The sequence below is a fragment of the Pontibacillus sp. ABV4_188 genome (assembly GCF_056311905.1).
Map to the genome: position 1 here is coordinate 2,416,183 of NZ_CM149975.1, position 25,483 is coordinate 2,441,665.

Below are 25,483 nucleotides of genomic sequence, written 5' to 3' on the forward strand. Positions count from 1 at the left end.
GTTCCAATATGGAATCTACATTTCTTGTAACGAAGTCATTTAAACATACAGTAGATTGTTTTTGCTCCTCCAAACATCACACGAATACAATCCCCTTTCAGCGTGGTGATCGTATAGAACTCACAGAAGATGTTAAAAACGTGGAACCGCTTGGTTGGTATGTGCGCATCGTTGTAAATGAATCTTACCAAGTTTATGTACATATTGATGATCTTGAACAGTTTCACGACCATAAGCTGATCCGTTCTGAAATGGATCTTGAACTAGAATATAACTACTACTCATATAAAGTGAATGCATCCTTGGACCATAAAGATCAAGAACGGTTCATGTACTATGTCCAAAAACTAGAAGACGTAAATGATGTGCTAACCAAAACGTTAGCCAAAACTTCATCTTAAAGGAGCTGTGAATATGGCATCCATTTTAATTGCATATGCCAGTATGTCTGGTAACACCGAAGAAATAGCTGATCATCTTATGAGCGTATTCGAGGATTATGAACACACCGTAACGCTCGATGAAATGGAAGAACTTGAACCTCAAGATCTATTAAATTATGATGCGGTCTTGTTAGGTTCTTACACATGGGGAGATGGTGACCTTCCTTATGAAGTAGAAGAATTCTATGAAGAGATGGAAGAACTTGATTTAGCAGGCCTCCCTGCTGCATCTTTCGGATCTGGGGATACCTCTTATCCTAAGTTCTGTGAGGCTGTAAATTTATTTGAAAACAGACTTCAGGAATGTGGTGCAACCATCGTTCAAGAAGGATTTAAAATAGAAATGGCGTTAAACGTTAAAGAGGATTATGAACGGTGTACAGCTTTTGCTCGTTCATTTTTAGATAACATGAATGGTCAAAATCGTATAGCTACCTAAAAAAAGCGCAATGCTTCTTGGTAAATAACCTTTCTAAAGGCATATTACAATGTAGCATTGCGCTTTTATTAGAAGTATTTCTTACATGCTGCACAGTAAGGGTCACCATTTCCGCGCTTTTGTTTCCCAGAGCATGTCGGACACTGAATGTAAAAACTATTATCATTGGCTACACTAGCAAAGCCACCTCGAAAAAAATTCTTCATCCCACCCTCTATTTTCCCGAAAAGCAAAAATGGAATTCCAATCGAACAACCTAACAAGATACATATAAGTAAGATCGTCATGCTTTCATCTTCCTCCCACATTATGTAATCGCATTCTTAGATCTTAATCATACCATCTAAATTCCATTTTTTACTATGTATTAGTTTCGATAAATCCTATAACACTTCAAAAACAAAAGAAAGTAAAAGACATGTTTTCCTCTTCTACGTTTGTGAAACACCTATTAATAAAGGAGGAAAAATATGAAAAAGGTAGTAGCTTTATTGTTGCTTGCGCTTCCGTTGATAGGGTGTGCAGCAAACGAAGATGAAGGAGGACAGAAGGAAAGCACACAAATGTCAGAAGAACACCAGGCAAATAAGGAGAAGAAAGAAACTCTTAGCTCACAAGACGATACGGAAAATAATAGTAAAAAGAACGCATCAAATACAAACGATAGCGACTCATCAGAAAGTAAGACTAGTGCTCAGCCTACCCTTTCTAAAGAGGAAGCTAAACAAGTAGCACTAGATTATGAAGAAGCCATTACACATACGATTCAGGTCATGGAAGATGACAAAGAAGAGAACGACTATACATCTACATCAGAAATTACATCCTATTATAAAGAAACGATGGCAGAAGAATTAGCTTCGTCTAATGCAGAGGAGCTATTTTGGACCAGGGATGGGGAGTTCCAAGTAAAACCCAGAGACGGAGGGTTAACACTGCAACCCGAACAACCATTTACGCTCAATCAACTTGGAGATCAAACGTATGAAATTGTGCAAGAAAGGAATAATGAACTAATCGGCCATATAAAGGCGCACTTCAAAGTAACCCACAATGGGAATCAGTGGGTCATGCAAGAAATTACTCGAGAAGAACTCCAATAAAGCTAGCACAAGGTGTGCTAGCTTTTGTAAACATGAGGAATGTAAGGCTATGGTTTGAATGTCTGAACAATAGTGCCCGCTCCACTCTGAACGCTAACTTTCGCATAGGCTCCATTCACAAGGGTCAATTGAGGCGGAACGTGCCCACAGTCTATATCATAGATAATAGGAACGTCTAACTCCTCAGCCAACTCCTGATACACATCTAGGACCTCATAATTCCCTACAGGGTGATTAGCAGGACTTCTCCCAAAAAGAATACCAGATATATGATTAAACCATCCTGCTAGCTTCATTTGAGTAAGCGTTCTGCGCAGATCTGTCGTGGAAAGCTGGCAATTCTCAAAATACCAAAGAACCGGCTCAGAACCGATGTACTCCTGTTGGAAATTATCTACTCTATCAAATGGAGTTCCCACTAAGTGACGTACAACATCGATACAGCCACCTAGTAACCGCCCCTCCACTTGGACCGGAGCACCTGTTACTGTTTTCCATTCTGTAGATTCTGTTAAATGGAAGATATGTGGAGTTGGATTTTCGAAATCCCACTCTTTCTGATAATAATCAGAAGAATACTGTGTAACGCACCCTCCCTTTTCAGTCGTTAACACATCAATCCATCTGCTAGTGGTAGGGTCTGACTCTTCCCCTCGCAAATCAACAAGATTCGTTCCATGAGCTGTTGCGACCCCTGTTTTTAACGTAATCGCTAATAAAAGAAGACTTGTGTCTGAATAGCCAAGCACCCATTTTGCTGGTAAACCCTCAAATTGAATGTACTCTAGCGCTTCAATTAACAGTTCCCCTCCCCAAGGCGGGATCATCACATCCACGCTATCGTTTCTAATCATAGTATTAAATTCTTGCGCTCTTTCTTCTGCAGAGGCTGCTCGCGCCTTATCCTGTTTCCAGGCCGTTTGGCCAAAGACCGTTGCTTTACCGGTTCTCTTCATCTTCTCTTCTACTTGTTGTAAAAGGGGATGAAGCTCTAGTGGCACACCAGAAGATGGTGCAGTCACTCCAATTGTATATGTATCCTCGGTTAGATGCGGATATGAAATCATGCGGAACCCCCACTTCCATTTTTAGCTAATACTAACAGAAGATTGATAGAGGATCTAGTAAAAACTTATAGGGAAACAGGATGCTCATTTCCTGGGACTTCTTTGTGATACTTCCTTAACACTCCTAAGAAGAAAAGGTCGCCTATAATAATTAACAGTAAGGCACCAACCCCAATAGGAAGTACCAAATTTTCCGGAATATTCATAAGAAAAGGGGTTACAAATAAATAGACTAGTTTAATAGAAATAACCCCTTTAAAAAGATGCTGCGTTTGTAAATGTAATGGTAAATGATCTTTATGTCTTATGATTTCAAGCAAACATTTAAATATGAAAAAGACGAGAGTGATATCCAATAGACTAATTATATGGGAATACATCCCCCACCAAAAATTAATATGAACGCCTGAAGCCAAAGAGGTGGTCTGGAAACTCATAATTTGAGGAATGGCAACCAGAGCTAACATTATGGCTACCCCTTTTGCCCTTTGAACATAAGGGCTGTTAAGTGGTAGGTTCGATAATCCATTTACCATCATAAGATACCCAATACTATCTGCCATTAAATCAATCCCAACAGAGAAGTCAATAAATACAAATAGGTATCCCCCAAAAAGCATATGGTATGGTTTCTTCACTCTAAGTGCCTCCTTTTAAGGTAATCTTGAAGTTCATCTTCATTTAGGTAAGGTTCTACTTTAGACACGTACAATGGCTTTCGAAATTGTTCTCCATTTTCTTTTTCTCCTAACATATTTATATAGTAGGAATAAGCTTGATAGTGAGAAGACTGAGTATGTAAATGTACTTTAATCCAATTTCCTTTCTGCAAGGATATTGGGAAAAGAGACTCGTCGTATGAAACCCCTTCTACTCCTTGCCAATCCTCAGACTTATCCTCAGATAACCATCCAGGTTGCTGTGTTTCAGACAAATCTAACTCTTCTTGATTTGTTTCAAATTTGATGGATATATCCTCTTGTAGCTCTACTCTTGGGAATTCCAGGCCATTAATCGTTATATTTTCGGACGCTCTTGAGGTAACGGACTCGGTATCATTGTTGCCACTCGCATGCATTGTTCGCTCAAATACAGAAGGGTTAGCCACATTCTGTTCTTGATGATAGTTTAGAGTGCCTATATCTGTTGTAATCGTACTTCCATCTTTGAAAGATACCGTAGCCTCACCTTGGTGTTCTATGCTGTCGTATTGATTATTACTTAAATTGAATGTAGTAAATGCCATCACATAATGGGTATAGCGAGCTTTTGTTAATGGTTGTGGTCTGTTATCAAAAAAGCCATTGCTTGAATCTGTATATAATCTCTCACCGTTTTGGAGTGTGATTGACTGTATTATCTTTGGATTGTTTTTATTCGTTATGTAATAGAAAGTTGGATTTCGATACTCTTCATAATAGTGCTTAAAAAAAACAGGAGCTTCAAGTTGCTTCGATTGAAAATAAAACGCATTCCCTCCCCAACTTATTATGGTAATCACTACTAAAATCATAAACGTTTTACCTTTCATAGACTCCCCCCTCCTTACTCTTGCCCCAGTTTAATCGGTATCCATACTTCTTCTTCAGCTTCAGCATCCTCCGGGTGATAACCTTCTTGCAAACGTTCAAAATGAGGTCTGTCATCAATCACATAAGGAGACTCAGGCAGCCACATTTCATAGATGTAAGTTAATGTTTGCATAAATGTGCTGGCTGGACCTTTGTGAATAAAAACAGCGTACTTTCCTTCAGGAAGCGTGAACACTTCCATAGAAGAAGGAATATGTTTAAGTTCTGAAACCTCAACTAACGCATATTTCCTAAAATTCGTATTAGGATCTACATCGCTGAATGAGAAAAGAGACGGATACACTTGGAGTGAGTAAAAACATGAATCAACCCGGCTGTGTATTTGATTTCTTTCAGGCATAAATGAACGCCATAACTCTACAGTGCGATTCTCCTGGAACGACATAACCACGCTTTTGCCTACTAAATGTTTCTTTTTAATATCAAGTATTTTCGGTTCTATGTTCATTTCCTCCTTAGAATCATGTATATGAGACTACCTGTCTCTTGAAAACATCGGACTTCAATGAAATTGTTCCCTTAATAAGAAATTTACGATCAACTTTTATAAAAGTTCCAGTATTTTAATCATGGAGAGATTCTGATTAGCAAAATGTTTTTTATAAATTAATTGGAATTATATGTTAATATAAGATGATACAACTAAATAAGGGGTGAGAAAGTGAGATCAGGGACTGTACTTCTGTTCATAACCCTCCCATTACTGCTTAGCGCCTGTTCTTCACAATCAAGTAGCGTTACGGATTCTTTTGACGAGAAAGTAACTGAAGAAATTGGGACCGATGTATTTATACCCCAATATAAAGAGTACCCAATTACTTCAGCACAAATTGTTTCTGCCCCTACTGGTGATGCTAAAGATCTAGCTGTTGTTTACTCTAAGAACAAAGGGACATTGATGGATGAGGAATTTATTGATGATTACGAAAAAGATATGGAGTCAACCGTTGTGTATGGCTTATACGATGGAGAGCCTTGGCTATTTAGAATAACGTATCATAACGTTAAAAATACAATTAGCATTGATGAAACTGAAATGAAGAATATACATGGAGTAGACGTTCAATTTAGTGAGAGTAAGCTTAAGGATGAAGAGGTAGTGCTCATGTTTTTTAACGTAGAGGAAGGATCTTATTCCATTGAATTTGTATTGAGAGAAGGATTAACGAAAGATAAAGCATTTGAAATTGCTGAATCCATAATAAAGGAAACAACGTAAAGATCGAGCGCTCAGCTGGACATTTATAATAGAACCACAAAAAAGAGGCTAATTCCTATACGAATGGCCTCTTTTGATTATAGAATTATATTCCCGTCATTCACGAACCCTCTGTTACAAGATACGGCTTTTCTTATACTTGCTCAGGCTCTGACTCGTGAGAAAAGAATAGATAAAGAGCAGCAAGTGTTATAAAAGTGAGCAATATATATTGAATAGAAGCAATAACTAATCCTACTCCCACAAAGGTAATCAGACTGTAAGAAATTGCTCGCTTCTGACGCGCAGTGCCCGTTCGATACCCATGGATAATGGCAAGTATAGCAGTTATTGCAATTAAAGTCCCCCCTAGAATAAAGGCTCCATCTTTGTGAGTAATATCCATTACCGTAATAATCCCAATCATAAACCCTGAAATGTCAAAAGTTGAAGTACTCTCGGTACCAAACGCATAATGAGTGCTCATAATCGATAAGAATAAAAGTCCAGTAAACATCACCACATATGCGTGACCTAAGGAGACGGCAATCATTAACATGACTAACAGAACTCCAGAAATTACTTTTGTACCACTAGTTGAGATTTTAGTTGCCATATGAACCGCAGACATTACGAATAAGAACCATAAGATTGTTAACGGAATTGAAACAAATTGTAACGATAGCTCCTCATTTAATAGAGGAAAGAACATATAATCTAGTTGAATATTTCCAAATATAGATACAACTAGTATAGCTGCTATTCGCCCAAACGTTCTCCCTGCTTCACCAATCCATAAAGAATTGGACCCATAATCCGTTACAATAAGGACGAGCCCTCCTACCATAATAGGAACCGAATAAAAACCTTCCGAGCCAATAAGGAGTAACCCAATTGTAAAACTTAGCCACATCACAACACTACTCGTTACCCTCGGCGTATTCAAAAACCTACCATTATAAGAACCACTAGAAATTTGTTTACAAATAATTGGGATTAAACACCCTAATACTACCGCAAAATTCAACTCCGCACCACCTTCTCAAAAGATTTCGATTACCGATCTTCATCCTTAACTGGTACTTAATAACTATGTACCCCTATTGTAACCGGAAACCTTTTAAGAAGTCTTGTATTCTTTGTAAATTTAATTTAAATTTTCTGTTAATTTACCGATTTTTTGATGGTGGGATTGGGATGGGGGGACAGGTACGTTGTCCCTCGTAGCGACTTAATAGTTCGGAACACTAAGGGACGAGGTACCTGTCCCCTCATCCCACTCATAATGATACATGATGATTATAAAAATCGTTGTGTTCTGATGGAACAAAGACCTTGAATAGCAGTAAAAGGGCCATTAACGTTCCAACTCCCGCAAAGATTAGGCTGACTACCTGTAACGTAAACCATTGAGCAAACAATCCAAGAAGAGTCGTTAACAAAATTTGAATAACCCCTTGAATCATATTCGCCACACTTCCAAAGCGCCCCATAAGGTCAACAGGTACTGTATTTTGAAAATAGGTCGCGTATCCTGCATTCGCAAACGTCATAAAAAAGCCTAAAAAAATAAAGGCCGCCGTTGCCGTTAACATATTAAAAGAAGAGTAGAATAACACATAGCCTATAGATGAAAGTAAAATGCCACCATCCAAGTAAAGTCTTGTAGACAGTTTATTGGCAAATATAGCAGCCACACTTCCTCCCGATAATGAGCCTATTGCTGTTACACTTACAACCAAACCGTATTGTTGATCTGAGAGGTTAAGGTGTTGTTTTATGTAAGTTACTTCTTGTGAATCTAATGCAAATCCCATAAGCATAGCGCCCTGAAACAATAGATAAACCGTTATAAAGAAAGGCGCTCTACCAGCAAACCCTTTTAAAACGATCCAATCATTTATAACCCCTTTCCACGTCATTGGTTCACGAACTTTTCCTGACTGATCACCTGCATCAGGAAGAAGGTAGATGAGAAAAGCACATACGAGAAAAGTGATCGCATTAATGACAATACAGAGTTCGGTACCTACCATCATAATTAACACACCAGCTAAACCTGGTCCGATTAGGAATGCCCCTGAATTCGCCATACTCAACAACGAATTAAACCGCTTCCGTTTCGTTTGAGGCACGAGTTTCGTTATGTACACAGATGAAGCGGGACCAAAAAACGCTCCAATCATATTAATTACAAGAATTAAAGAATAGATTCCCCATAGAGATGATAGAAAAGGAATATATAAAACGAGTGCACCTCTAATGATATCAACAAACACCATAAGCTTTCTCTCATTCACCCGGTCTACGACACTCCCCGACCACACGTTCATCAATAAAACTGCGATGGGCTTCAACACATAAAGGCCAGCTACAGCAGCTGCCGAACCCGTTAGGTCTAATATCATGAGATTAATTGCAATTAAATAGATTCAGTTCCCAAGAAAAGAGATACCAACGCCTGATAGTAATAAAATCGGATTCTTCCAGGTACTCATTTTTGTACCCCCTTTACTAAAGTGCCTCTATATCTTTTGTGGGGTTGGGGGGACAGGTACGTCGTCCCACGCGGCGACCTAATAGTTCAGGACACTAAGGGACGAGGTACCTGTCCCCTCATCCCGGATTCTTGGCGCCTCACCAATAAACTTATATTAACGAGGGAAATACTCCAAAGGCTCTATACAGTGTGTGTACCCATTTTTCTCATAATAGGGAACAGAATCATCACTAGGCCATACAATGACAAATTCATAATGTTTCTCTTTAACCCATTCATGTATCGCCTTAAGCATCTTACTCCCAATCCCTTTATTCCGACCTTCTGGCACTGTATATACATTAGTCATATAAGCGAAAGGATACGTTGTTCTACCAGGCCTAGGGACCTTTTGGATTAATTCTATGTAGATATGTGAAAGAACTCTTCCGTTCTCCTCTGCCACCCAAATAAACCATTTCTCATTTTGAATTGCTTGTTCTAAAAAAACGCGGCATTCTCTTTCAAAATCATGAAAGGATGCACTTCTCTTCGTGTCATCATCTTCGATTGTAAAGTCCCATCTCATTCTTATTAATTGCTCAATATCTTTTAATTCAGCGAACCTTATGTTCACTGTGAACCCCCCTTTTTAATCCCCAAAGTACATCACATGACAGATCTATTAAATAGTCCGTTTGTCTTCACGAAATAACAATACAAAAATCCACATAAGGCCAACGACCATCATAATCATGGAGCCATAAAAGCAGATAAAACTTAACAGCCAAGTCCCTGGTATGATTGTTAGTGAAAAGATAAAAAATGCCATGCCAAAGAAAAGGTACATGTGAGGCAATATGTATTTATTCATGTCATTCGTCTTCCTTTTTTAGTTTGCTTAAAGGATCTTCTAAATTTATAGGATCACAAATGTCCACATGATTCTCATGCTTAGACCATTTCGAATACACTTCTAATGACCACCTTGTTGGTACCCTGTTATATCCTTGCTCCCCTAACCATTGGTGTAAATCATCATAAACCTTATAAATCCTTGATGTTTCTTCTGGTGTGGTTTCTGAAGCTTTAAATACGCCAATAAGCCTATTCGGCTCAACAAGATGGATTATTGCATCTTACGGCTTTCAATTTCCTCAAAGACTTTCGGTATCTCAACACCATATTCCTCTGGACCCTCACAAAGCAGACGAAATCCAACTAATTTTTTTGGTTAACAACTATAACCCCGCGCATTGAATTGCTTGCATGTACACCCATGTCCTATTCCCCCTTCAAAATCTATAAAGGTATCATTACTCACTTCTATAAAAGGATATTTTTTCCTTCATTCTTTTTGAAGAAGAGATAAGTTCTCTTCCTTTTAAGCTTACGAACAGTAGTCAAGTTTGATGGAATAAATAGCTTAATAAATAGGACACTAGGGACAGTGTACCTGTCCCTAGTGTCCTTTTTTTTTATGGTCTTGTTGTTTGTATTGCGTTTACAACTACTTGCCCAAGGACTGGTATTGCAGCTGTAGACGAGGAAACATACAGTTCTTGCAGGCTCTCCACATAAACTGTAACACTATTATCTGAATCAGCTGTGGCAATAACAGTTGTTCCTGCACTATCTGTGCTTACATTAGCTGGACCACCACTTGCATTAAAATTAACTAAAGTTACATATCCAGATGGATTTCCTGATGATTGTTGAAAAACGAGAACTGGTGTTCCTGAAATGTCTTGAGAAGTATTAAATGTATTGCACGTGCTAACCGTAACAACTTGAGGCTCAGGACAACAACTCATACTATCCCCTCCTTCCTTGCTCTCCCTATTAGTAGATGCTGAAAACCTGATATCGGTATGGACGAACGTCTTCTAAAACATATAAAACATTTACCAACTGTGTTCGCTCACTCTTGGAAACAATTTTAGATACCAGTGAAATAAACCTCTTCGTTCTAGAAAATCATATCTTTTATGTAAATAGGTTAAACTTTTGTCGAATTCTGTCCGATATAAACTCTGTTCTCACATTTTTTTCAAAATAAAGGAGTTAAGTCATGCTAACGTATTCAGATTTAAATAAACAATACATAAACGGTGAATGGATCATCGGACAAAATTCTCGTTCCTTAGAGGACCTCAATCCTTACAATGGAGAAACACTTACCTCATTTAGAATCGCTACTCAAGATGAGCTCGACGAAGCTTATAACCGTGCAGATGATGCCATGAGCGAATGGGCGAAGATAAATCCTTATAAGCGCAGAGAGGTTTTTGAGAGAGCTGTTCGCTTCATTGAAGATCATCATGAAGAGATTGTTCAATTAATTATCGAAGAGTTAGGTGGCACAAGATTAAAAGCTAACTTTGAGATCGGCCTGGTTATCGATATGATTAAGGAAGCAGGAACGTTCCCTCTTCGTATGGACGGCCACATCCTCCCATCCCCAGTAGATGGTAAAGAAAACCGCCTTTACCGTAAGCCTGCTGGGGTTGTTGGTGTAATTAGTCCCTTTAACTTTCCATTCTTCTTATCCATGAAATCTGTATCACCAGCTCTTGGTGCAGGGAATGGAGTTGTGTTAAAACCTCATGAAGAAACTCCTATAACTGGCGGGACGCTAATTGGAAAGATCTTTGAACAAGCGGGATTACCAGCTGGTTTATTAAATGTAGTTGTAACCGATATTGAAGAAATTGGCGACCGTTTCGTTGAACATCCAATACCAAACGTTATCTCCTTTACTGGCTCCACCAAAGTCGGACGACATATTGGCCAAAAAGCTGTCGGACAATTCAAGAAGCCACTTCTTGAGCTTGGTGGTAACAGTGCATTCATTGTTCTTGATGATGCTGACTTGGATTACGCTGTACATGCAGCTGTATTCAGCCGATTCACTCACCAAGGTCAGATATGCATGTCAGCTAACCGGATTCTCGTGCATTCTTCATTGTATGAAGCTTTTAAAGAGAAATTTATTGAGAAAGTACAATCACTGAAAGTCGGTAATCCAAACGAAGAAGACACTGTCATAGGTCCTGTAATGAATACAAGACAAGCCCAAACGCTTCAAAAGCTAATTGACCAGGGGATTCAAGAAGGCGCAACACTCGCATTAGAAGGTAAGATTCAAGGTACAATGGTACATCCTACTGTCTTAACGAATGTTCAGCCTCATATGTGTGTGGCTCAGGAAGAACTCTTTGGTCCAGTCGTTGTACTAGAATCGTTTGAGACAGATGAAGAGGCTATTCAATTAGCCAATGAAACAAAGTTCGGGCTTAGCGGTGCTGTTCATACCAAGAACATTGATAGAGGCGTTCGATTCTCACAAATGGTGGAAACAGGAATGATTCACGTAAATGATGTCACGATTAATGACGAACCGATTGTTGCCTTTGGCGGAGAAAAGCAATCAGGAATTGGTCGCTTAAACGGACAATGGAGCCTTGATGAATTCACAACCATGAAGTGGATCTCTGTAAACTACAGCCAACGCTCATTCCCTTATTAATCAGGAGGATTTACATGTTAAACCAGACAACACAAACCCACCATTTGCTGGAGTCATTTATTAACGTTGCTCCACTGTTAAATACGTTAATTTTAGATGATATTACAGTTGGAATATACGATAAGGAAAAATTGTTGTTAAATATTCCGGCTAAGACCTTTGCCCTTGATGTCACAGAAGGAGACCCTTTAGTAGAGGGTGATATTATTACAAACGCCATACGGGAAGGGGAAATGAAACACGATTTCGTGCCTAAAGAACTCTTCGGATTCCCACTTGTTGCTAAAGCAATACCTTTGTTCGATGAAAACGGTCAAGTCGTTGGAGGCGTTGGAATTGGGACAAGTCTTGAAAATGCGAATCAACTACACGAAGTAGCGGAAAGTTTATCTGCAGTTGTCGAGCAAACGAGTGCCACTATCCAGGATGTATCCTCTTCAGTTACTGATCTAGCAGATCGTATGAAAGGAATTACGACGCAAGTAAGTTCAGTACAGGACAGCGCTAAGGAAATTCACGGTATATCCAAAACCGTAAGAGAGATTTCAGACCAAAGTAATCTCTTAGGACTGAATGCTTCAATTGAAGCAGCTCGCGCGGGTGAAGCAGGAAGAGGATTTTCCGTAGTGGCTGACGAAGTCCGAAAGCTTGCGAGCTCCTCAAAAGAAAATGTAGGGCAAGTCAACCAGATCACGACCAATATTCAAGAAATGGTCAACAATTTACACAAGTCGTTTGACGAAGTCAACCAAATTTCCGATACTCAGGCCGCTGCCATCCAAGAAATCTCAGCCACCTTAGAGGAAATTAGTCATAACGCAGAAAAATTATCCGAAATGGCTAAAACAAGACTTGAATAAATTGGGCCAGAGGGACAGGTACCTTGTCCCTTCGCGTCTCAAAACAAATAAACTAATTAAGTGTAAATTATATTCGGATTATTAATTTTAATCCTGATATTACAAGAATAATTCAAACCAGGAACATACTAAACGGACATGAAGAGCATCTCTTCATGTCCGTTTTTTCTGACCCAGGGACAATGTACCTGTCCCTAGTGTCCCGGGATTAATTATCTAATCTGATCAAGTATATTCTTCACTTTCGGTACTACCTCATGACTGCCATCCTCTGCATCTTCAATCATCATCGATACAAGGAGATGATTAGTGTCCGTGTTCCAGGCGACGAACCACCCGTTTACCTGACCTTCTTCTTCCCCAGCCTTTTTCAACTCAGCTGATCCGGTTTTCCCAGCTATGTTCAACCCTTCTATAACTGGACTATAAGCCGTTCCTTCAGGATCTTGCACAACAGCTTTCAGCCTTTCTGTAATAAGGGATGCTGTTTCTTGATTCACCACATCCTTGTGCCAGACTTGACCTGTTTCTTCCTCCGCTAATAAAGTTGGCTTTAACAGCGTCCCACCTGTCACAAATGGCGTGTATGTCATCGCCAAGTGCAAGGAACTCATCTCCACTTCGCCTTGTCCATAACCTGTTGCTGCTAGCAATGATTCACTGCCAAGTTTGTTTTCATTGGCCAATTGCGACTTCTGAATCGAATAAGGGAAAGGAAGCTTTTCATTAAAACCAAACTGACGCGCCTGTTCTTGGAAAGAATCACCCCCTACTTCTACAATTTTACGTGCGAAGTAGATATTATCCGAACGAACAAGTGCATCGCGTAAGTCTACCTGCTTATCAACCGCAGCACTCTTAACTCTTGTTACACTGTAGCCCGCTTTAGCCTTATAAGTTTCTCCATTGATCGGCATTTCCTCATCAGGTTGAATCGTTCCTGTTTCTAAACCAATCGATGCTGTAATTGTTTTAAATGTAGAGCCTGGCGAATAGGTTTTTGTAAATTTATTGAGGGTCGGCCCTTCAGAACCCAGCCCCAAACTTAACGCATTCGGATCATAAGTAGGTGTACTCACTAGTGCCTTTACTTCACCAGTCGTTGGATTGATAGCAGACGCTGTTCCTGAATCAGCTTCCATTTCCTTGTAGACTGTTTCCTGTACGTTTTTCGCAATCGTTAACGTTAGATCTTCCCCGTTTTCAACAGCCTTTTCTGTAAGTAAGATATCCTCTATCCCATCTTTGTCCTTCGTTATAAATACTTTAAACCCAGGAGTGCCCCTCAACTTTTCTTCATAGAGCAGCTCAAGTCCTGACTTTCCAATTCGATCCGTCGAAGAATAACCTTCTTCCTTTCGATCCTCAAGCTCTTCTGCTGTAATGTTACCAACGTAACCGGTTAGATGAGCTGCCGCTTCCCCTAAAGGATAAACGCGAGCTGTTTTCCCTGTATTCACCTGGTACCCTCTCGGGAGATCCCCATTTAAAATGGCATCCAAACGCTTTTTATCCGCTTTAGGCACCATCGCTAACGGAACAAAGAGATCATCTTTCACCCATGACTGATTCAGTTTCTGATCTATTCTTTCTACAGACAGCCCCAAAATTTCAGATAATCCCTTCTTTAACTCCTCTTCGTTTTCCATAACACCTGGAACAATACCCACTTCGAGAACAGGCCCCTTCACAGCGAGCCCATCCCCGTTCACATCATATATTTCACCACGCTCAGGAGAAACGGTATCAACCTGCACCGCATCTCCTTCTTCCATCTCCGGGAAAAGCAGGGAATAAGCCCACTTCATTGCCCAACGATCCGTTTCTCCTCCTTCTTCATAGACAAGTTCAGCCTTATGACTAAAGTTAATATTTCCACCAATGGTATCCATCTTCACATCAAAATCAAAAGCAGGCGTAGATTCTTTATCGTGTTTCTGCTCTTCAGACAGTCCGTATGTAACCTCCAAATTCTCCATAGACATTTTCTCATAGCTGTTCGTATACAATTCTGTAAACTCTTCTTTCGTTATCCCTTCTTTAGTCCCCTCACTAAGAAGTTCATACATTTCTCCATATTTACCTTTCTCCCATGCATCCATATACGAGGTAAATGTATCCTCTGGCTTCGGCTGCTCAAAACAAGCTACAAGCGTCATTAAAATCAAATATAATAAGAACCCTTTCCAAGACTTCATCTTCTCTCTCCTTTTTCTGTCATCCTCAGACAAAAGAATAACCCTAAAAGATCAGGTCGCCAGCGACAAAGTACCCGTCCCTTTAGAAACTATTCAAAAAGGAGTACCATTATACATATAACGGGGCAGAGGGACAGGTACCTTGTCCCTTTTTTCTATCACATAATATATATATGTTTGCACATGCCCCTGCCTTATCTTGAAGGGATTCACTTTAAAAACCTTCATTTACAGAAAAACAAAAAAGGACATGAAGACCCTCTTCATGTCCGTAACTTTCATTCTCAAAGTCCAATTATAAACCCGATTGACAATGGACCTTTCCCTATTTCTCCCACAGCTCGATTCGTCTTCCTTCTGGATCATTAATCCAAATAAACTTCCCGTATTCGTTTACCGTCTTTTCCATCACAAGGGGCACCCCAATTTGTTGAAGATGGTTTATACTCTCATCAATATTTTCGACCTGAAAGTTCAACATGACTTGCTGATCCTCTGGAAAGTACGTGTCGCTCTTTGAAAAGAAAGAGAAGACAGTTTCATTTCCTGCTTGTGGAGTAAGGACAGTCCCATTCCAATCTTCTATTTCTATCTTTAAAACATCGCCATACCATTTCTTCACGTAATCTAAATTCTTAGTTCTCCAAAATACTCCACCAAATCCCTTGATGTTCATAATCGTCACCTACCTGGGTCATCATTTCGACATTAATCCCTAATCCCCTTCTGAAACACCGATGCTTTTGTTGTAAGATTTTTCACAATATATCGTACACTTTTCGGAGTTACTACTAAGTATAATTATAATTACGACTATACCTTTACTAATCCCTAAAAAATTCATCATCTTTGCGAGGCGCAGCGTATAAAGGTCACTGTTCTCTAGGATTAAAATCTTTACAGAAATAATAAAACAGATCAGGTGAACCCTCTCACATCAGTCCTAGACGGGACAAGGTACCTGTCCCTCCGGACCTATTTCTTATTTTGTTGTTGCTTTTTCTTCTTTTGTCCCGTATAAGTTCCGCCAAATATCGCAACGAACATACTTGCGAATAATGCAACCCAAGCCCAAGTAGCCATAATTCTCCCTCCTTAATATTAAGATGAATTTGAATTGGAAAATAATGAAGATTCTTTAAAATCCTAATTTACTAGTTCAACAACATTTTCCATTCACCTTCCAAATGGTTTGCAATTATTTAGCGACTCTATTAGTCTTGGTGTTTTTAAGAACGAAAATAGGGGGCAACCATGTATGATTGCACCCCCTAATCATTATTAAATGAAGGATCGGAAATAATGGCCTATCCCCTCTCCTACCAGTCATTCACTGCCATTTCATGATTTAAGGCAACGGCCAGTTCATATCCTTCACTGGCTGCTTTCAATAGTCCAGAAAAACCATGCCTTGAATCACCAATCACATATAGTCCTTCTACTAGGGTTTCACAGCCATCCTTCGTGTAAAACCCTCCCATTTCGGTAAATTCGATATTAAAATATTTATGAAGGGGGAAGGATTGGGTTTCACTTGTATCTAATATAAACCCACTGGAACGTTGATAGACATCACCAGATTCTGCAACTACTCTCTTCAGGTTCCCATTTTCCGACACCAGTTCACGAACGGGCTCTTCTATTAGTTTCACATTATGAATGGATAAGTCTTCTTTTTCTTCATCCGATATTTCTGCAGGTCCATTTGTGAAGACGATGAGATCCTTGCTCCAGTGATAGATCAATTTCACATAATCCAATAATCCTGGGTCGTTTCCGAAAATCGCTAACGGTTCTTCTCTGCGCTCCCATCCATCACAATAAGGACAATGGAACACCGTTGTGCCGTATACATCCTCCATGCCCTTGATGTCTGGTAACACGTCTTTCATACCTGTAGCGACAATTACACGTTCAGCTGTATAGTGGCGTTCACCACCATGAATATGGAAGAGGCCCTCTTCTTTATGAAGCGAAGTCACTTTACTCTCTATATACGTTACACTCGGATAAGCTTTAATTTCACTAATTCCCATTTCCTTAAATTCCTCTGGCTTCACACCATCGCGAGTAAGATAACCATGGGAAGCTTTCGTAACGTTATTGCGAGCCTTGTTTTCGTCCAAAACAAGTACATTCCTCTTTGATCTTCCTAAAACAAGCGCTGCATTCAATCCTGCCGCTCCTCCTCCAATAACTACTACTTCATACTGCTCACTCATGGTTTATTCTCCTTTTTCCACTTTTAAACTTGCTTTATCAGTCAATTTGTTTTTACCTTATAGAAAAACAATAATGAATTCCGACAGTATAAGCAATTGTGTACTCCTTTTCCTTTTATCATCCCAATATAAACGAAATAGTACTCCAATATGGTCGTTCTACTAGTTAACAGTTATTAGAATGGGACTTTTAACAAATTTATAATGTAATAGAAATACAAGCCCCTCCATTGTTCCATGCATTCACTTGGCCGTTATGAGCTTGGATGATGTCCTTAACAATAGTCAACCCTAACCCTTGTCCTGAAGTACTAGAATTCCCTCTGAAAAACTGTTTAAATACCTGAGGCAAATCATCAACATCAAAACCATCTCCATTGTCACATAATATAAGTTGAACAGAATCATCTGCAAAATGAAGCCGAACATGGATTATACTCCCCTCTGATGTATGCCGGATGCTATTAGAAATTAAATTCTCTATAACCTGGCGTATACGATCTGGATCGAGCCAAATACATTTCTTAACTGATCGTTCATCATTTGAATGAATTACATATTTGTTCCCATTAGATTCTATATAACTACGAAATGATTCCAATTCTTTTTCAAGGAAAATTTTAGGCTCAATTTCTTGTAATTGGATAGGGAAACACCCTCCTTCAAATGTTTGGACATTCTCCACCTCTTGCAAGAGGTTGGTTACACGATTTATCTGTTTTAAAATAGCAGAAGTGTATACCCGCTCTTTGTCATATATTTTTCTATCTAATACTTGCGCATTAGATTTCATAATTGTTAAAGGCGTTTTTAAATCATGAGTCACGGCGCTCAGAAAATCTTTTCGCTCTTGTTCAAGCTTCCATTGCTTCTCTAAAGATGTATGTAATTCAGTTTTCATGGTCTCAAAAGCTCTTGCCAAATCGCCCAACTCGTCACTACGCCTAGTGGAATATAATGCAAAATCCAAATCTTGTTCTTTAACAGAGTCAATTGCTCCCGTTATTTCTTTTATAGGGGTGAACAAGCGCCTACTTAACTTACCTCCACATAAGTAGGTGAATAGAATTATAAACAAAAAAGGCGCAAGAACAAAAAGGATCGACAGACTTTTCATGGGTTTTCCAGCCTCTAACTGATAGTTGAGTTTTACCATCCCCACTAATTCTCTTGAAGGAGACAAGATAGGTATGTACTTTTGATACGAATTATTTTTGAAATCTGTCGTATTAATCTTTTCTATTATTGGATCTCTTATATCCACCCCATTAGAAGTTCCATATACGAAGCTACCATCTTTAGTATATACGTGATAGGTCATACCACTTATAGGAACAACCTCATTTAGCCGCCGTTTGGAAACAGATGGATCATCTATTAGATCGCTCTTGGCCGTCTGAATATAAGTCTTTATTTCAGGAATTTTTTTTTCGTAATAATTAGCATGGCTTTCCTCACCGAGACGCAGCACCAATATCAAAATAATTCCACCAAGGATCAGTGTAGATAAAAAACTGTATGAAATGGTTCTAAAGATTGTCCATTGAATTTGTTTCTTTAACGATCTCCTCTTCTCACCCAATTTTATACCCTACTCCCCAAACCGTTTGTAGTATTTGAGACTGTGAATCAATACGTTTTACCTTAGCACGAATGTTACGGATATGTTCTGTAATAGTAGAAGCATCCCCATCTGCTTCTAACCCCCATACCCTTTCATACAGCTGGTCTTTCGAAAACACTTGCCCCGGAAAATCGATAAGAACACGAAGAATATCAAATTCCCTTTTGGTCAGGACGAGTTTCGTTTGTCTATAATAAGCCTCATGGGTAGAGGTGTCGATGATAAGTGACTTATAAGATTTTGTTTGAGAACTTTTCTGATAACGTTTCTCCCTTCTTAAATGAGCTTTTACGCGCGCGATAACTTGATTGTTAGAGAATGGCTTCTCAATATAATCATCTGCCCCTTCATTTAACCCCTTAATTTGATTGGGTACGCCTGACTTAGCTGTCAAAAATATTATAGGAACCGTTGAACGATAACGAACTTCACGACAAACAGTTAATCCATCTACGCCAGGCATCATCACATCCAACAATACTAGATCATATGAAGTTTCCAATATGGATTGGATGGCTTCCCTCCCATCATGAATTTGTGTCACTACATACCCTTCCTCCCCTAGAACATCAGCTAAAATCGCTGTAATGTCTGGCTCATCATCTACAATCAAAAGTTTTTCCATTTATGGGCCCCCTTCCATTTATATCCTTCTCTAGTATAATAGATCTCCATAGGCATCGACTACTTAAAATCATACCTCTCCCAGCTAGCCATCGTAATAACCCCAAATGCAAAAATAAACATAGCCATGAATCCATAAATAGAAGGGATGCCAGGTTCTGATAAAGATAAGAAAATAGATTGAGTTGGAAGGATCATAAATAAAAATGCATCTGTAAAATATATAGGTGCTCCAGATAAAATAATGTAGATTAGAAAAGCCAACATCGGGTTGGCAACCCATAAAGCTACACACGAACTGACTAAAATAGTTGCTAGTAGGATGATATAAAATACTCCATAAAACTGTAGAGTATATAAATAGCCTCCAAGAATTGTGGTAGGCTCTGATTGTTGAAAAAGAAAAATATTGTTTGGCAGGTCATACAATAGTAATCCAGCGCCAATAGAAATGATCAAAATGCCGAGAGTAATAATACCGCCTAACTTCAACAAACTGAACCACTTTGCAAGCAAAAAGGATACACGGTTGAATGGGCGAATTAAAACCATATTGTAGACATTGGTTTTCACTTCACTATTAACAGATATTATCGTCACGATTGGCATAAGAAGAAGCGTAATAAAAAATGACACTTCCCTTAATACAAACCAAGGGAAGTTCACTGCATCAAGGCTCGTATTTTGACTTGTTGTATACTGACCATTATCATAAATGGTTAAAAAATATATCGTTACGATTGTAATAACCCCCATTAGAAAAACTAAATTTTTTACAACCCTTCTAGCTAGTAAGCGCTCCCATTCACTATGAATTAGTTCTTTCATATTTATTCCCCCTCAATTAAAGTAACTTCTTCGTGTAAATAACAAATATGAACCTAGAAGAAATCCACTTACGTACACGAGTATTACACTCAAGAGCCGCATCAGATTACTTTCATTGAATAACATAAGAGCAATACCTGAGTATTGAATCTTCGTAATAGAAGAATAGATAATCGGCATAACATTACTTTGAAATACCGTCGATAATTGCAAAAGCTCAGGAACTGCAATAAGAAATACTAGCAAACTGACCCCTGTTCCAAGAAATGAATTGACAGATAGACAAAGTGTACTTACAAATAAAAACAATGATAACACCGCTGCTATTGAGAGATAAGCCAATCCATAATAAGCAATCGTATACATACCCATATCTGAATTCGAAATCAAATTAAAGCTTATAAATTGAACGGACTGCTCTGGCATTTGGAATAAGAAGACCCCTACAAGAAATGAAGATAAACCATACACCGCCAGATATAGAAAAACTGTAGCTGCCAGCACCCCCAACTTAGCGAAGAAAATTTGCTTTAATGAGTACGCTCTCTGAAGAAGCAGCCTTAGCTGCCCTTTTTGATGCTCTTCCGATATAACGAAACTCACAAGAACAAGCAGGACAAGATTAAATGTAATGAATAGATGTTCTGAAATACTTAATATAGGAAAGTTCATAACAGTGGCATAACTTACAGATCCTTGTGTTAAAGATTGGTTAAGAGACTGGTAATAGAGCCCTAATAAAACATTAAGAACAGGCATCGCTAACAGTGACACCCACACAAAAGTCCTTGACCATAACCGCTCCCATTCGCTCGTGAACAAAGCCTTCATGAGGTCATCATCTCTACAAATAAATCTTCAAGGCGTGTTTCTTTATTTTTAATTAGATCCTCTACTTTTCCTTGATAGAGAATCTCCCCTTCTCTAATTAAGATATAATTATTACAAACGAATTGGAGTTCATCTAATAGATGACTAGATATAAAAAAGGTAATGCCTTTTTCTTGATTTAACGAAATGATCAGTTCTCTAAGCTCACGCATTCCAATAGGGTCCAACCCATTTGCCGGTTCATCCAATAGAATCAATGACGGGTCTCCAAGCAGGGATTGAGCAATACCCAGACGTTGTTTCATCCCTAATGAATACGTGTGAATTTTGTCATCCCCTCGATCCTCTAATCCAACAATCTGTAGAACTTCTTCGACCTTTTTCATTCTTTCTTCTCTTGAATCAACATGTAGCCTTGCTAAGTTAAGAAGCATTTTGCGCCCTGATAAATAGTCATAGAAAAGAGGCGACTCAATCATCGCACCAGCATGTTTTAAAGCTTCTGATCTGTTCTTATTAACGTCTATTCCGTTAAGGTAGACCTTCCCATCAATGGGTTTTACTAATCCCATCATAATCCTCATTAACGTCGTCTTCCCCGATCCATTTGGTCCGAGAAATCCACAAATTGAACCAGCTTCCACCTTTACAGAAATATCTTCAAGCAACACCTTCTTTTTCACTTTTTTCGAAATCCCAACTGTTTCAATCACATTTTTCAATATGAACCCTCCTTTAAATTACGAATTCATCGTACACAGCAAATATCAAGAAAAAACCAAGATACCACTATAATTAAAAAAAACCTGGCATTTTCCCAGGCCCTTCTCAACCAAGTATGATCTATTAAAATTTAATAAATTCTATTTTTTGATTATTCTAAACTTTAATAAAAAATGGTACGATATTGTCATATCTTTAAGATAATCTACGAAATATAGAAGTAGCAATTCGATTACGAATTAATTTAGTGTGATTCAAAATAGGATTAATATATGTGAAGGAGTGTGTTGAATGGTAAACCCAGATGAAATTGTAAGAAGTGGACCGAATCAATATATTTGTGAAGAAGGCATTTTTAAAGATATTTCTACTTTTACAAAACCGTTTCATTCTCCGGTAGTCATCACAGGATATAAATCGTTCGAAGCTTTTCAAAACTACGGAGAGGTCCCTACAGGTGTGAAGGTCTACCAGCATGATGGATATTGTTCAGATGAAGCAGTCCGTTCGATCTCTGAGTTTGCTGGTGAATCTGATGTGATTATTGGAATTGGAGGTGGCGTTATACTTGATACAGCCAAATCGGTTGCAGATCATTTAGAAGTTGAAGTTATTACCGTTCCAACTGTTGCCGGAACTTGCGCAGCCGCTACTCCATTAAGTGTGATGTATGACGACACGGGTGCCTATGTGCGTGTTGATTACCACACCCGTACCATTCACGTGGCTCTAGTCGACCCTACCTTTCTACTCTCTTCCCCATTGGAATATGTCAAAAGCGGGATTAGTGATTCACTCGCAAAATGGTATGAAGCAGAACCGATTATCCACAACGATCAACACGAAGACTTGTCCATTATGGTGAAAGTAGCACTAGACCATGCATCCTACATAAAAGATATTCTGTTAGACGAAAGTCGAGCAGCCATCGAAAGTATGGAATCGTCTACAATAAGCCCATCATTTAAAAACGTAGTAGAAGCCATCATCTCATTATCCGGCACAGTTGGAGGTTATGGAGGAAAGTACGGCAGAACCGCAGGAGCTCACGCCATTCATAATGGATTGAGCTTTATTGATGAAACTCACACGGTTTTACATGGTTACAAAGTCGCTTACGGGATACTCGTCCAGCTCGTTCTAGAAGGGAAATCAGAAGAAGTGAAAGACCTTCTCCCTTTCTATCAAGACCTTGGATTTCCTTCGAATTTAAAGGGATTGAACATCGTTGAAAACAAAGAGCAAGCTATAAAAACAGTTGCTTCTCATGCCGTGAAACCGGAAGAAACGTTGCAGTTGATTTCCTCCTTCAGTGAAGAGGAGGTCGTGAAGGCAATGAAGTATTTGGAGAATGTATTAGTTAATAGATCATGAACCAAAAGAAAAGGGATTATTATTCTTAATATAAGAATCACTCCTATCAAGCTTGTGCAAATCAGTGTGGCTACTAAAAACAACTTGCGCGTTCATCTAGGTAAAAATGTGTATGAGTGAATGTACAAAGAACCCCGCTTAGCACTAGCGGGGTTCTTTAACTAAAGGAAGTAGTAGAACTTTCTACCTCTCTCTTTTATATTTGATATTACACTTTTTCAATGATTTCTGATTTATCGAGTCTTGATTTCGGCAGGGATGCATTAAAGTCTGTTGAAGCACGGTAACCTAATGACACAACCACACAAGATGTAAATCCTTTTTCACGAAGGTTAAATTCATTATCTAAAGCCTTCATATCTAATCCTTCCATAGGTACAGAGTCAATTCCCATTTCTGCTACACCAAGCAGGAAACTACCAACATTTAAATAAACTTGTTTTTCCGACCAATGTTGAAGATCTTTGAAATCGTATTTGTGAAGATCCACAAACATTTTTCGTGCAGCATGCGTACCTTGTTTAAACTTCTCTTCTGCAAACCGCCCGTCTTGATCCTCTTTATCAGCTAAATGTTGTAAGAAATCATCTGATATTTCTGTCTTTGTAGCGAAGACAACAACAGCTGATGCATCTAAGATCTTAGGCTCATTGAAACTGAAGTCTCCTTGAGCTGCACTAGCCACGCGTTTCTTTCCTTCTTCTGTTGTGGCTAAAATAAAATGCCAGGGTTGTACGTTAGTAGATGAAGGAGCTAATTGTAGCATCGTTTCAATTTTCTCTAAATCATTGCCGGAAATTTCTTTTGTCGGATCGAACTCTTTTGTTGAATATCTATAATTTAATGCACTGATTACGTCCATTTATACGATCTCCTTTTGCTCAAGAATTTTTTTGAAGACCTCCATCGATAGAAAGGGATGAACCCTTGTCCACCTTCTCCAAGTACTCTTTAGCTGGCTTTGGGCCACAAGTTTTGCTAACTTATCTTATTTAGAGTATCCCTATGGTTCCCTTATATCACCACAAAATGTTGGTAGAGACTAAATCGCACTAAACAATGAAGGCCGCTTAACTTACAGCATTAGTATATAGTCCCTTAGAAGGCGGAACAAGTACTGACATTATTAGCCGTACAGACAAAAAAGTACGAAACGAATATTGAAATCCATACACGCCCATTAACTATAAGTAATGAGTTAACTTGCACAATATTTATTTTCCCTATACTATTATAAAACGTGACAATACCGCTTATAATACACATTCGTTATAAATCAATCACGTAGGAATTCATATTTATTCTTGTCTTCTATATAAGTTTGCTTATTCAATTATTGATCTATAATAGATAAGAGGTGAAAAGAATTGATAAAGGATAGGAAGTCGTTTCACTGCAATGTGGAATTAACGCTAGATCTTATTGGAGGTAAATGGAAAACGCTTATTATGCATCATTTAGTTCGAGAAGGTACAATGCGATTCGGACAATTCAAGCGCAAAATACCTAGCATAAATGAGCGAGTTCTATCTCGACAACTTCGAGAACTAGAAGAGCGCCATTTAATCAATCGGAAAGATTACGATGAAGTGCCACCTAGAGTTGAATATAGTCTCACGGATATGGGAATTCAACTTTCTCCAATTATTACCGATTTAGCTGAATGGGGAGAAGAATATAATGCAAGATATAATTATGCTGAAGTTGAACACAGCCAATAAAAGGCTTACCCTGTTAGCACGGATATAATCAATTTAAACAGGTGACGTACTATTGCATTTACGTCAGAGGGTAAACGATATGCTAAAAAGCAGGGCCTCCCATTATTGGGAAAGCCCTGTTTTTTTGATGAGCAAATGATAGGAGTGAACCATTTGGAGCGTAATTACTATATGTACTCTTCATTACCTAATGAAAGGGTTATAACAGAATTGAACAAGTTGCATGCAAAAATATTTAACGATGATATTGATTTGACTCCGAAAATGGAAAGTAAGCCTAAGCTGTTAACCATTATTGCTATGGATACCAACGAAGAAATTGTTGGTTACAAAATGGGTTACGAGTTGAATGATGAAACCTTTTACAGTTGGTTAGGTGGGGTTAATCCTAAATATAGAAATCAAGAAATAGCATCGGAGTTACTAAATAGACAATATGAGTATGTAATGACAAAAGGATATAAAACGGTCCAAACTAAGACATTAAACAAATGGAAAGAGATGCTGATCCTTAATCTGAAAAATGGATTTGATGTGAAGAGCACTTATACGGACGAAAAAGGAATGAATACTATCATTCTGGAGAAAGAGCTATAGTGTGAATCATGGGGACGGGTCCATTGGTACA

At 38.7% G+C, this 25,483-nt stretch carries 28 protein-coding genes; 9 read left to right on the forward strand and 19 right to left on the reverse strand.

Going from position 1 to position 25,483, the window contains the following annotated elements; genetic code table 11:
* Positions 1–8 precede the first annotated feature (8 nt).
* Together ACYX4O_RS12415 and ACYX4O_RS12420 are read left to right on the forward strand one after the other, a co-directional pair.
* On the forward strand, positions 9–401 hold the full coding sequence (locus ACYX4O_RS12415) for a hypothetical protein (protein ID WP_476351330.1): 393 nt from the start codon (positions 9–11) through the stop codon (positions 399–401).
* Positions 402–414: 13 nt separating this feature from the next.
* Positions 415–882: a flavodoxin gene (locus ACYX4O_RS12420; protein ID WP_476351332.1), complete on the forward strand. Its 468-nt coding sequence runs from the start codon at positions 415–417 to the stop codon at positions 880–882.
* A 68-nt stretch (positions 883–950) separates the two neighbouring features.
* Here ACYX4O_RS12420 and ACYX4O_RS12425 read toward each other — a convergent pair whose 3' ends face one another.
* Positions 951–1,169 (reverse strand): hypothetical protein, encoded by a 219-nt coding sequence (locus ACYX4O_RS12425; RefSeq protein WP_476351334.1) that lies wholly within the window; start codon positions 1,167–1,169, stop codon positions 951–953.
* A gap of 183 nt (positions 1,170–1,352) precedes the next feature.
* Here ACYX4O_RS12425 and ACYX4O_RS12430 point away from each other — a divergent pair, with 183 nt between their 5' ends.
* Entirely contained in the window at positions 1,353–1,985 is a 633-nt protein-coding gene (locus tag ACYX4O_RS12430; protein WP_476351336.1) for a hypothetical protein, read from the forward strand.
* Between the two features lie 47 nt (positions 1,986–2,032).
* Here the strand turns inward: ACYX4O_RS12430 and ACYX4O_RS12435 are convergent, their stop codons facing one another.
* The 4 genes from ACYX4O_RS12435 to ACYX4O_RS12450 all read right to left on the reverse strand — a co-directional run bounded on the left by ACYX4O_RS12435 (position 2,033) and on the right by ACYX4O_RS12450 (position 5,092).
* Positions 2,033–3,052: a S66 family peptidase gene (locus ACYX4O_RS12435; protein ID WP_476351338.1), complete on the reverse strand. Its 1,020-nt coding sequence runs from the start codon at positions 3,050–3,052 to the stop codon at positions 2,033–2,035.
* A 65-nt stretch (positions 3,053–3,117) separates the two neighbouring features.
* The gene (locus ACYX4O_RS12440; RefSeq protein WP_476351340.1) at positions 3,118–3,690 is read right to left on the reverse strand and encodes a hypothetical protein; all 573 of its coding nucleotides are present in this window, start codon (positions 3,688–3,690) and stop codon (positions 3,118–3,120) included.
* Positions 3,687–4,583, reverse strand: coding sequence for a hypothetical protein (locus ACYX4O_RS12445; RefSeq protein ID WP_476351342.1), 897 nt, complete (start codon positions 4,581–4,583; stop codon positions 3,687–3,689). The genes ACYX4O_RS12440 and ACYX4O_RS12445 overlap by 4 nt, the downstream gene beginning before the upstream one ends.
* A 14-nt stretch (positions 4,584–4,597) precedes the next feature.
* Positions 4,598–5,092: a GyrI-like domain-containing protein gene (locus ACYX4O_RS12450; protein ID WP_476351344.1), complete on the reverse strand. Its 495-nt coding sequence runs from the start codon at positions 5,090–5,092 to the stop codon at positions 4,598–4,600.
* Between the two features lie 213 nt (positions 5,093–5,305).
* Between ACYX4O_RS12450 and ACYX4O_RS12455 the strand changes: the two genes are divergently transcribed.
* Positions 5,306–5,863, forward strand: a complete 558-nt coding sequence (locus tag ACYX4O_RS12455) for a hypothetical protein (RefSeq protein ID WP_476351346.1) — start codon at positions 5,306–5,308, stop codon at positions 5,861–5,863.
* 133 nt (positions 5,864–5,996) lie between these two features.
* Here ACYX4O_RS12455 and ACYX4O_RS12460 read toward each other — a convergent pair whose 3' ends face one another.
* From ACYX4O_RS12460 to ACYX4O_RS12480, 5 genes are all read right to left on the reverse strand, one after another.
* Positions 5,997–6,869, reverse strand: coding sequence for an MraY family glycosyltransferase (locus ACYX4O_RS12460; RefSeq protein WP_476351348.1), 873 nt, complete (start codon positions 6,867–6,869; stop codon positions 5,997–5,999).
* A gap of 253 nt (positions 6,870–7,122) precedes the next feature.
* Positions 7,123–8,274: an MFS transporter gene (locus tag ACYX4O_RS12465; RefSeq protein ID WP_476357121.1), complete on the reverse strand. Its 1,152-nt coding sequence runs from the start codon at positions 8,272–8,274 to the stop codon at positions 7,123–7,125.
* 222 nt (positions 8,275–8,496) lie between these two features.
* Positions 8,497–8,958, reverse strand: coding sequence for a GNAT family N-acetyltransferase (locus tag ACYX4O_RS12470; protein ID WP_476351350.1), 462 nt, complete (start codon positions 8,956–8,958; stop codon positions 8,497–8,499).
* A gap of 48 nt (positions 8,959–9,006) precedes the next feature.
* Entirely contained in the window at positions 9,007–9,195 is a 189-nt protein-coding gene (locus ACYX4O_RS12475; RefSeq protein ID WP_476351352.1) for a hypothetical protein, read from the reverse strand.
* Positions 9,196–9,799: 604 nt separating this feature from the next.
* Positions 9,800–10,135: a hypothetical protein gene (locus ACYX4O_RS12480; RefSeq protein WP_476351354.1), complete on the reverse strand. Its 336-nt coding sequence runs from the start codon at positions 10,133–10,135 to the stop codon at positions 9,800–9,802.
* A gap of 257 nt (positions 10,136–10,392) precedes the next feature.
* On the opposite strand from ACYX4O_RS12480, the gene ACYX4O_RS12485 reads away from it, so the two are divergent.
* Entirely contained in the window at positions 10,393–11,850 is a 1,458-nt protein-coding gene (locus ACYX4O_RS12485) for an aldehyde dehydrogenase family protein (RefSeq protein ID WP_476351356.1), read from the forward strand.
* 14 nt (positions 11,851–11,864) lie between these two features.
* Positions 11,865–12,710 (forward strand): methyl-accepting chemotaxis protein, encoded by an 846-nt coding sequence (locus tag ACYX4O_RS12490; RefSeq protein ID WP_476351358.1) that lies wholly within the window; start codon positions 11,865–11,867, stop codon positions 12,708–12,710.
* Positions 12,711–12,922: 212 nt separating this feature from the next.
* Here the strand turns inward: ACYX4O_RS12490 and ACYX4O_RS12495 are convergent, their stop codons facing one another.
* The 8 genes from ACYX4O_RS12495 to ACYX4O_RS12530 all read right to left on the reverse strand — a co-directional run bounded on the left by ACYX4O_RS12495 (position 12,923) and on the right by ACYX4O_RS12530 (position 21,762).
* Positions 12,923–14,908: a penicillin-binding transpeptidase domain-containing protein gene (locus tag ACYX4O_RS12495; protein ID WP_476351360.1), complete on the reverse strand. Its 1,986-nt coding sequence runs from the start codon at positions 14,906–14,908 to the stop codon at positions 12,923–12,925.
* 325 nt (positions 14,909–15,233) lie between these two features.
* Positions 15,234–15,584, reverse strand: coding sequence for a VOC family protein (locus ACYX4O_RS12500; RefSeq protein WP_476351362.1), 351 nt, complete (start codon positions 15,582–15,584; stop codon positions 15,234–15,236).
* A gap of 643 nt (positions 15,585–16,227) precedes the next feature.
* Complete coding sequence (locus ACYX4O_RS12505; protein ID WP_476351364.1) at positions 16,228–17,130, reverse strand: FAD-dependent oxidoreductase; 903 nt, start codon at positions 17,128–17,130, stop codon at positions 16,228–16,230.
* 199 nt (positions 17,131–17,329) lie between these two features.
* A complete protein-coding gene (locus ACYX4O_RS12510; RefSeq protein WP_476351366.1) occupies positions 17,330–18,712 on the reverse strand; it encodes a HAMP domain-containing sensor histidine kinase in 1,383 nt (460 codons plus the stop codon).
* A complete protein-coding gene (locus ACYX4O_RS12515) occupies positions 18,705–19,379 on the reverse strand; it encodes a response regulator transcription factor (protein WP_476351368.1) in 675 nt (224 codons plus the stop codon). The genes ACYX4O_RS12510 and ACYX4O_RS12515 overlap by 8 nt, the downstream gene beginning before the upstream one ends.
* Positions 19,380–19,438: 59 nt before the next feature.
* Complete coding sequence (locus ACYX4O_RS12520) at positions 19,439–20,206, reverse strand: hypothetical protein (RefSeq protein ID WP_476351370.1); 768 nt, start codon at positions 20,204–20,206, stop codon at positions 19,439–19,441.
* 12 nt (positions 20,207–20,218) lie between these two features.
* A complete protein-coding gene (locus ACYX4O_RS12525; RefSeq protein ID WP_476351371.1) occupies positions 20,219–21,037 on the reverse strand; it encodes an ABC transporter permease in 819 nt (272 codons plus the stop codon).
* Positions 21,034–21,762: an ABC transporter ATP-binding protein gene (locus ACYX4O_RS12530; protein WP_476357123.1), complete on the reverse strand. Its 729-nt coding sequence runs from the start codon at positions 21,760–21,762 to the stop codon at positions 21,034–21,036. The genes ACYX4O_RS12525 and ACYX4O_RS12530 overlap by 4 nt, the downstream gene beginning before the upstream one ends.
* A 289-nt stretch (positions 21,763–22,051) precedes the next feature.
* On the opposite strand from ACYX4O_RS12530, the gene ACYX4O_RS12535 reads away from it, so the two are divergent.
* The gene (locus tag ACYX4O_RS12535) at positions 22,052–23,134 is read left to right on the forward strand and encodes an iron-containing alcohol dehydrogenase family protein (RefSeq protein ID WP_476351373.1); all 1,083 of its coding nucleotides are present in this window, start codon (positions 22,052–22,054) and stop codon (positions 23,132–23,134) included.
* A 208-nt stretch (positions 23,135–23,342) separates the two neighbouring features.
* Here ACYX4O_RS12535 and nfsB read toward each other — a convergent pair whose 3' ends face one another.
* Positions 23,343–23,996: an oxygen-insensitive NAD(P)H nitroreductase gene (nfsB, locus tag ACYX4O_RS12540; RefSeq protein WP_476351375.1), complete on the reverse strand. Its 654-nt coding sequence runs from the start codon at positions 23,994–23,996 to the stop codon at positions 23,343–23,345.
* Positions 23,997–24,534: 538 nt separating this feature from the next.
* On the opposite strand from nfsB, the gene ACYX4O_RS12545 reads away from it, so the two are divergent.
* Complete coding sequence (locus ACYX4O_RS12545) at positions 24,535–24,855, forward strand: winged helix-turn-helix transcriptional regulator (protein WP_476351376.1); 321 nt, start codon at positions 24,535–24,537, stop codon at positions 24,853–24,855.
* Between the two features lie 219 nt (positions 24,856–25,074).
* On the forward strand, positions 25,075–25,452 hold the full coding sequence (locus tag ACYX4O_RS12550; RefSeq protein WP_476351378.1) for a GNAT family N-acetyltransferase: 378 nt from the start codon (positions 25,075–25,077) through the stop codon (positions 25,450–25,452).
* Positions 25,453–25,483 lie beyond the last annotated feature (31 nt).

Excerpts from the sequence above, each read along its gene's own strand:
- ACYX4O_RS12415 (WP_476351330.1), top strand. The coding sequence starts at position 9 with ATGGAATCTACATTTCTTGTAACGAAGTCATTTAAACATACAGTAGAT.
- ACYX4O_RS12420 (WP_476351332.1), top strand. The coding sequence starts at position 415 with ATGGCATCCATTTTAATTGCATATGCCAGTATGTCTGGTAACACCGAA.
- ACYX4O_RS12425 (WP_476351334.1), bottom strand. The coding sequence starts at position 1,169 with ATGACGATCTTACTTATATGTATCTTGTTAGGTTGTTCGATTGGAATT.
- ACYX4O_RS12430 (WP_476351336.1), top strand. The coding sequence starts at position 1,353 with ATGAAAAAGGTAGTAGCTTTATTGTTGCTTGCGCTTCCGTTGATAGGG.
- ACYX4O_RS12435 (WP_476351338.1), bottom strand. The coding sequence starts at position 3,052 with ATGATTTCATATCCGCATCTAACCGAGGATACATATACAATTGGAGTG.
- ACYX4O_RS12445 (WP_476351342.1), bottom strand. The coding sequence starts at position 4,583 with ATGAAAGGTAAAACGTTTATGATTTTAGTAGTGATTACCATAATAAGT.
- ACYX4O_RS12450 (WP_476351344.1), bottom strand. The coding sequence starts at position 5,092 with ATGAACATAGAACCGAAAATACTTGATATTAAAAAGAAACATTTAGTA.
- ACYX4O_RS12475 (WP_476351352.1), bottom strand. The coding sequence starts at position 9,195 with ATGAATAAATACATATTGCCTCACATGTACCTTTTCTTTGGCATGGCA.
- ACYX4O_RS12480 (WP_476351354.1), bottom strand. The coding sequence starts at position 10,135 with ATGAGTTGTTGTCCTGAGCCTCAAGTTGTTACGGTTAGCACGTGCAAT.
- ACYX4O_RS12485 (WP_476351356.1), top strand. The coding sequence starts at position 10,393 with ATGCTAACGTATTCAGATTTAAATAAACAATACATAAACGGTGAATGG.
- ACYX4O_RS12490 (WP_476351358.1), top strand. The coding sequence starts at position 11,865 with ATGTTAAACCAGACAACACAAACCCACCATTTGCTGGAGTCATTTATT.
- ACYX4O_RS12495 (WP_476351360.1), bottom strand. The coding sequence starts at position 14,908 with ATGAAGTCTTGGAAAGGGTTCTTATTATATTTGATTTTAATGACGCTT.
- ACYX4O_RS12500 (WP_476351362.1), bottom strand. The coding sequence starts at position 15,584 with ATGAACATCAAGGGATTTGGTGGAGTATTTTGGAGAACTAAGAATTTA.
- ACYX4O_RS12505 (WP_476351364.1), bottom strand. The coding sequence starts at position 17,130 with ATGAGTGAGCAGTATGAAGTAGTAGTTATTGGAGGAGGAGCGGCAGGA.
- ACYX4O_RS12515 (WP_476351368.1), bottom strand. The coding sequence starts at position 19,379 with ATGGAAAAACTTTTGATTGTAGATGATGAGCCAGACATTACAGCGATT.
- ACYX4O_RS12520 (WP_476351370.1), bottom strand. The coding sequence starts at position 20,206 with ATGAAAGAACTAATTCATAGTGAATGGGAGCGCTTACTAGCTAGAAGG.
- ACYX4O_RS12525 (WP_476351371.1), bottom strand. The coding sequence starts at position 21,037 with ATGAAGGCTTTGTTCACGAGCGAATGGGAGCGGTTATGGTCAAGGACT.
- ACYX4O_RS12535 (WP_476351373.1), top strand. The coding sequence starts at position 22,052 with ATGGTAAACCCAGATGAAATTGTAAGAAGTGGACCGAATCAATATATT.
- nfsB (WP_476351375.1), bottom strand. The coding sequence starts at position 23,996 with ATGGACGTAATCAGTGCATTAAATTATAGATATTCAACAAAAGAGTTC.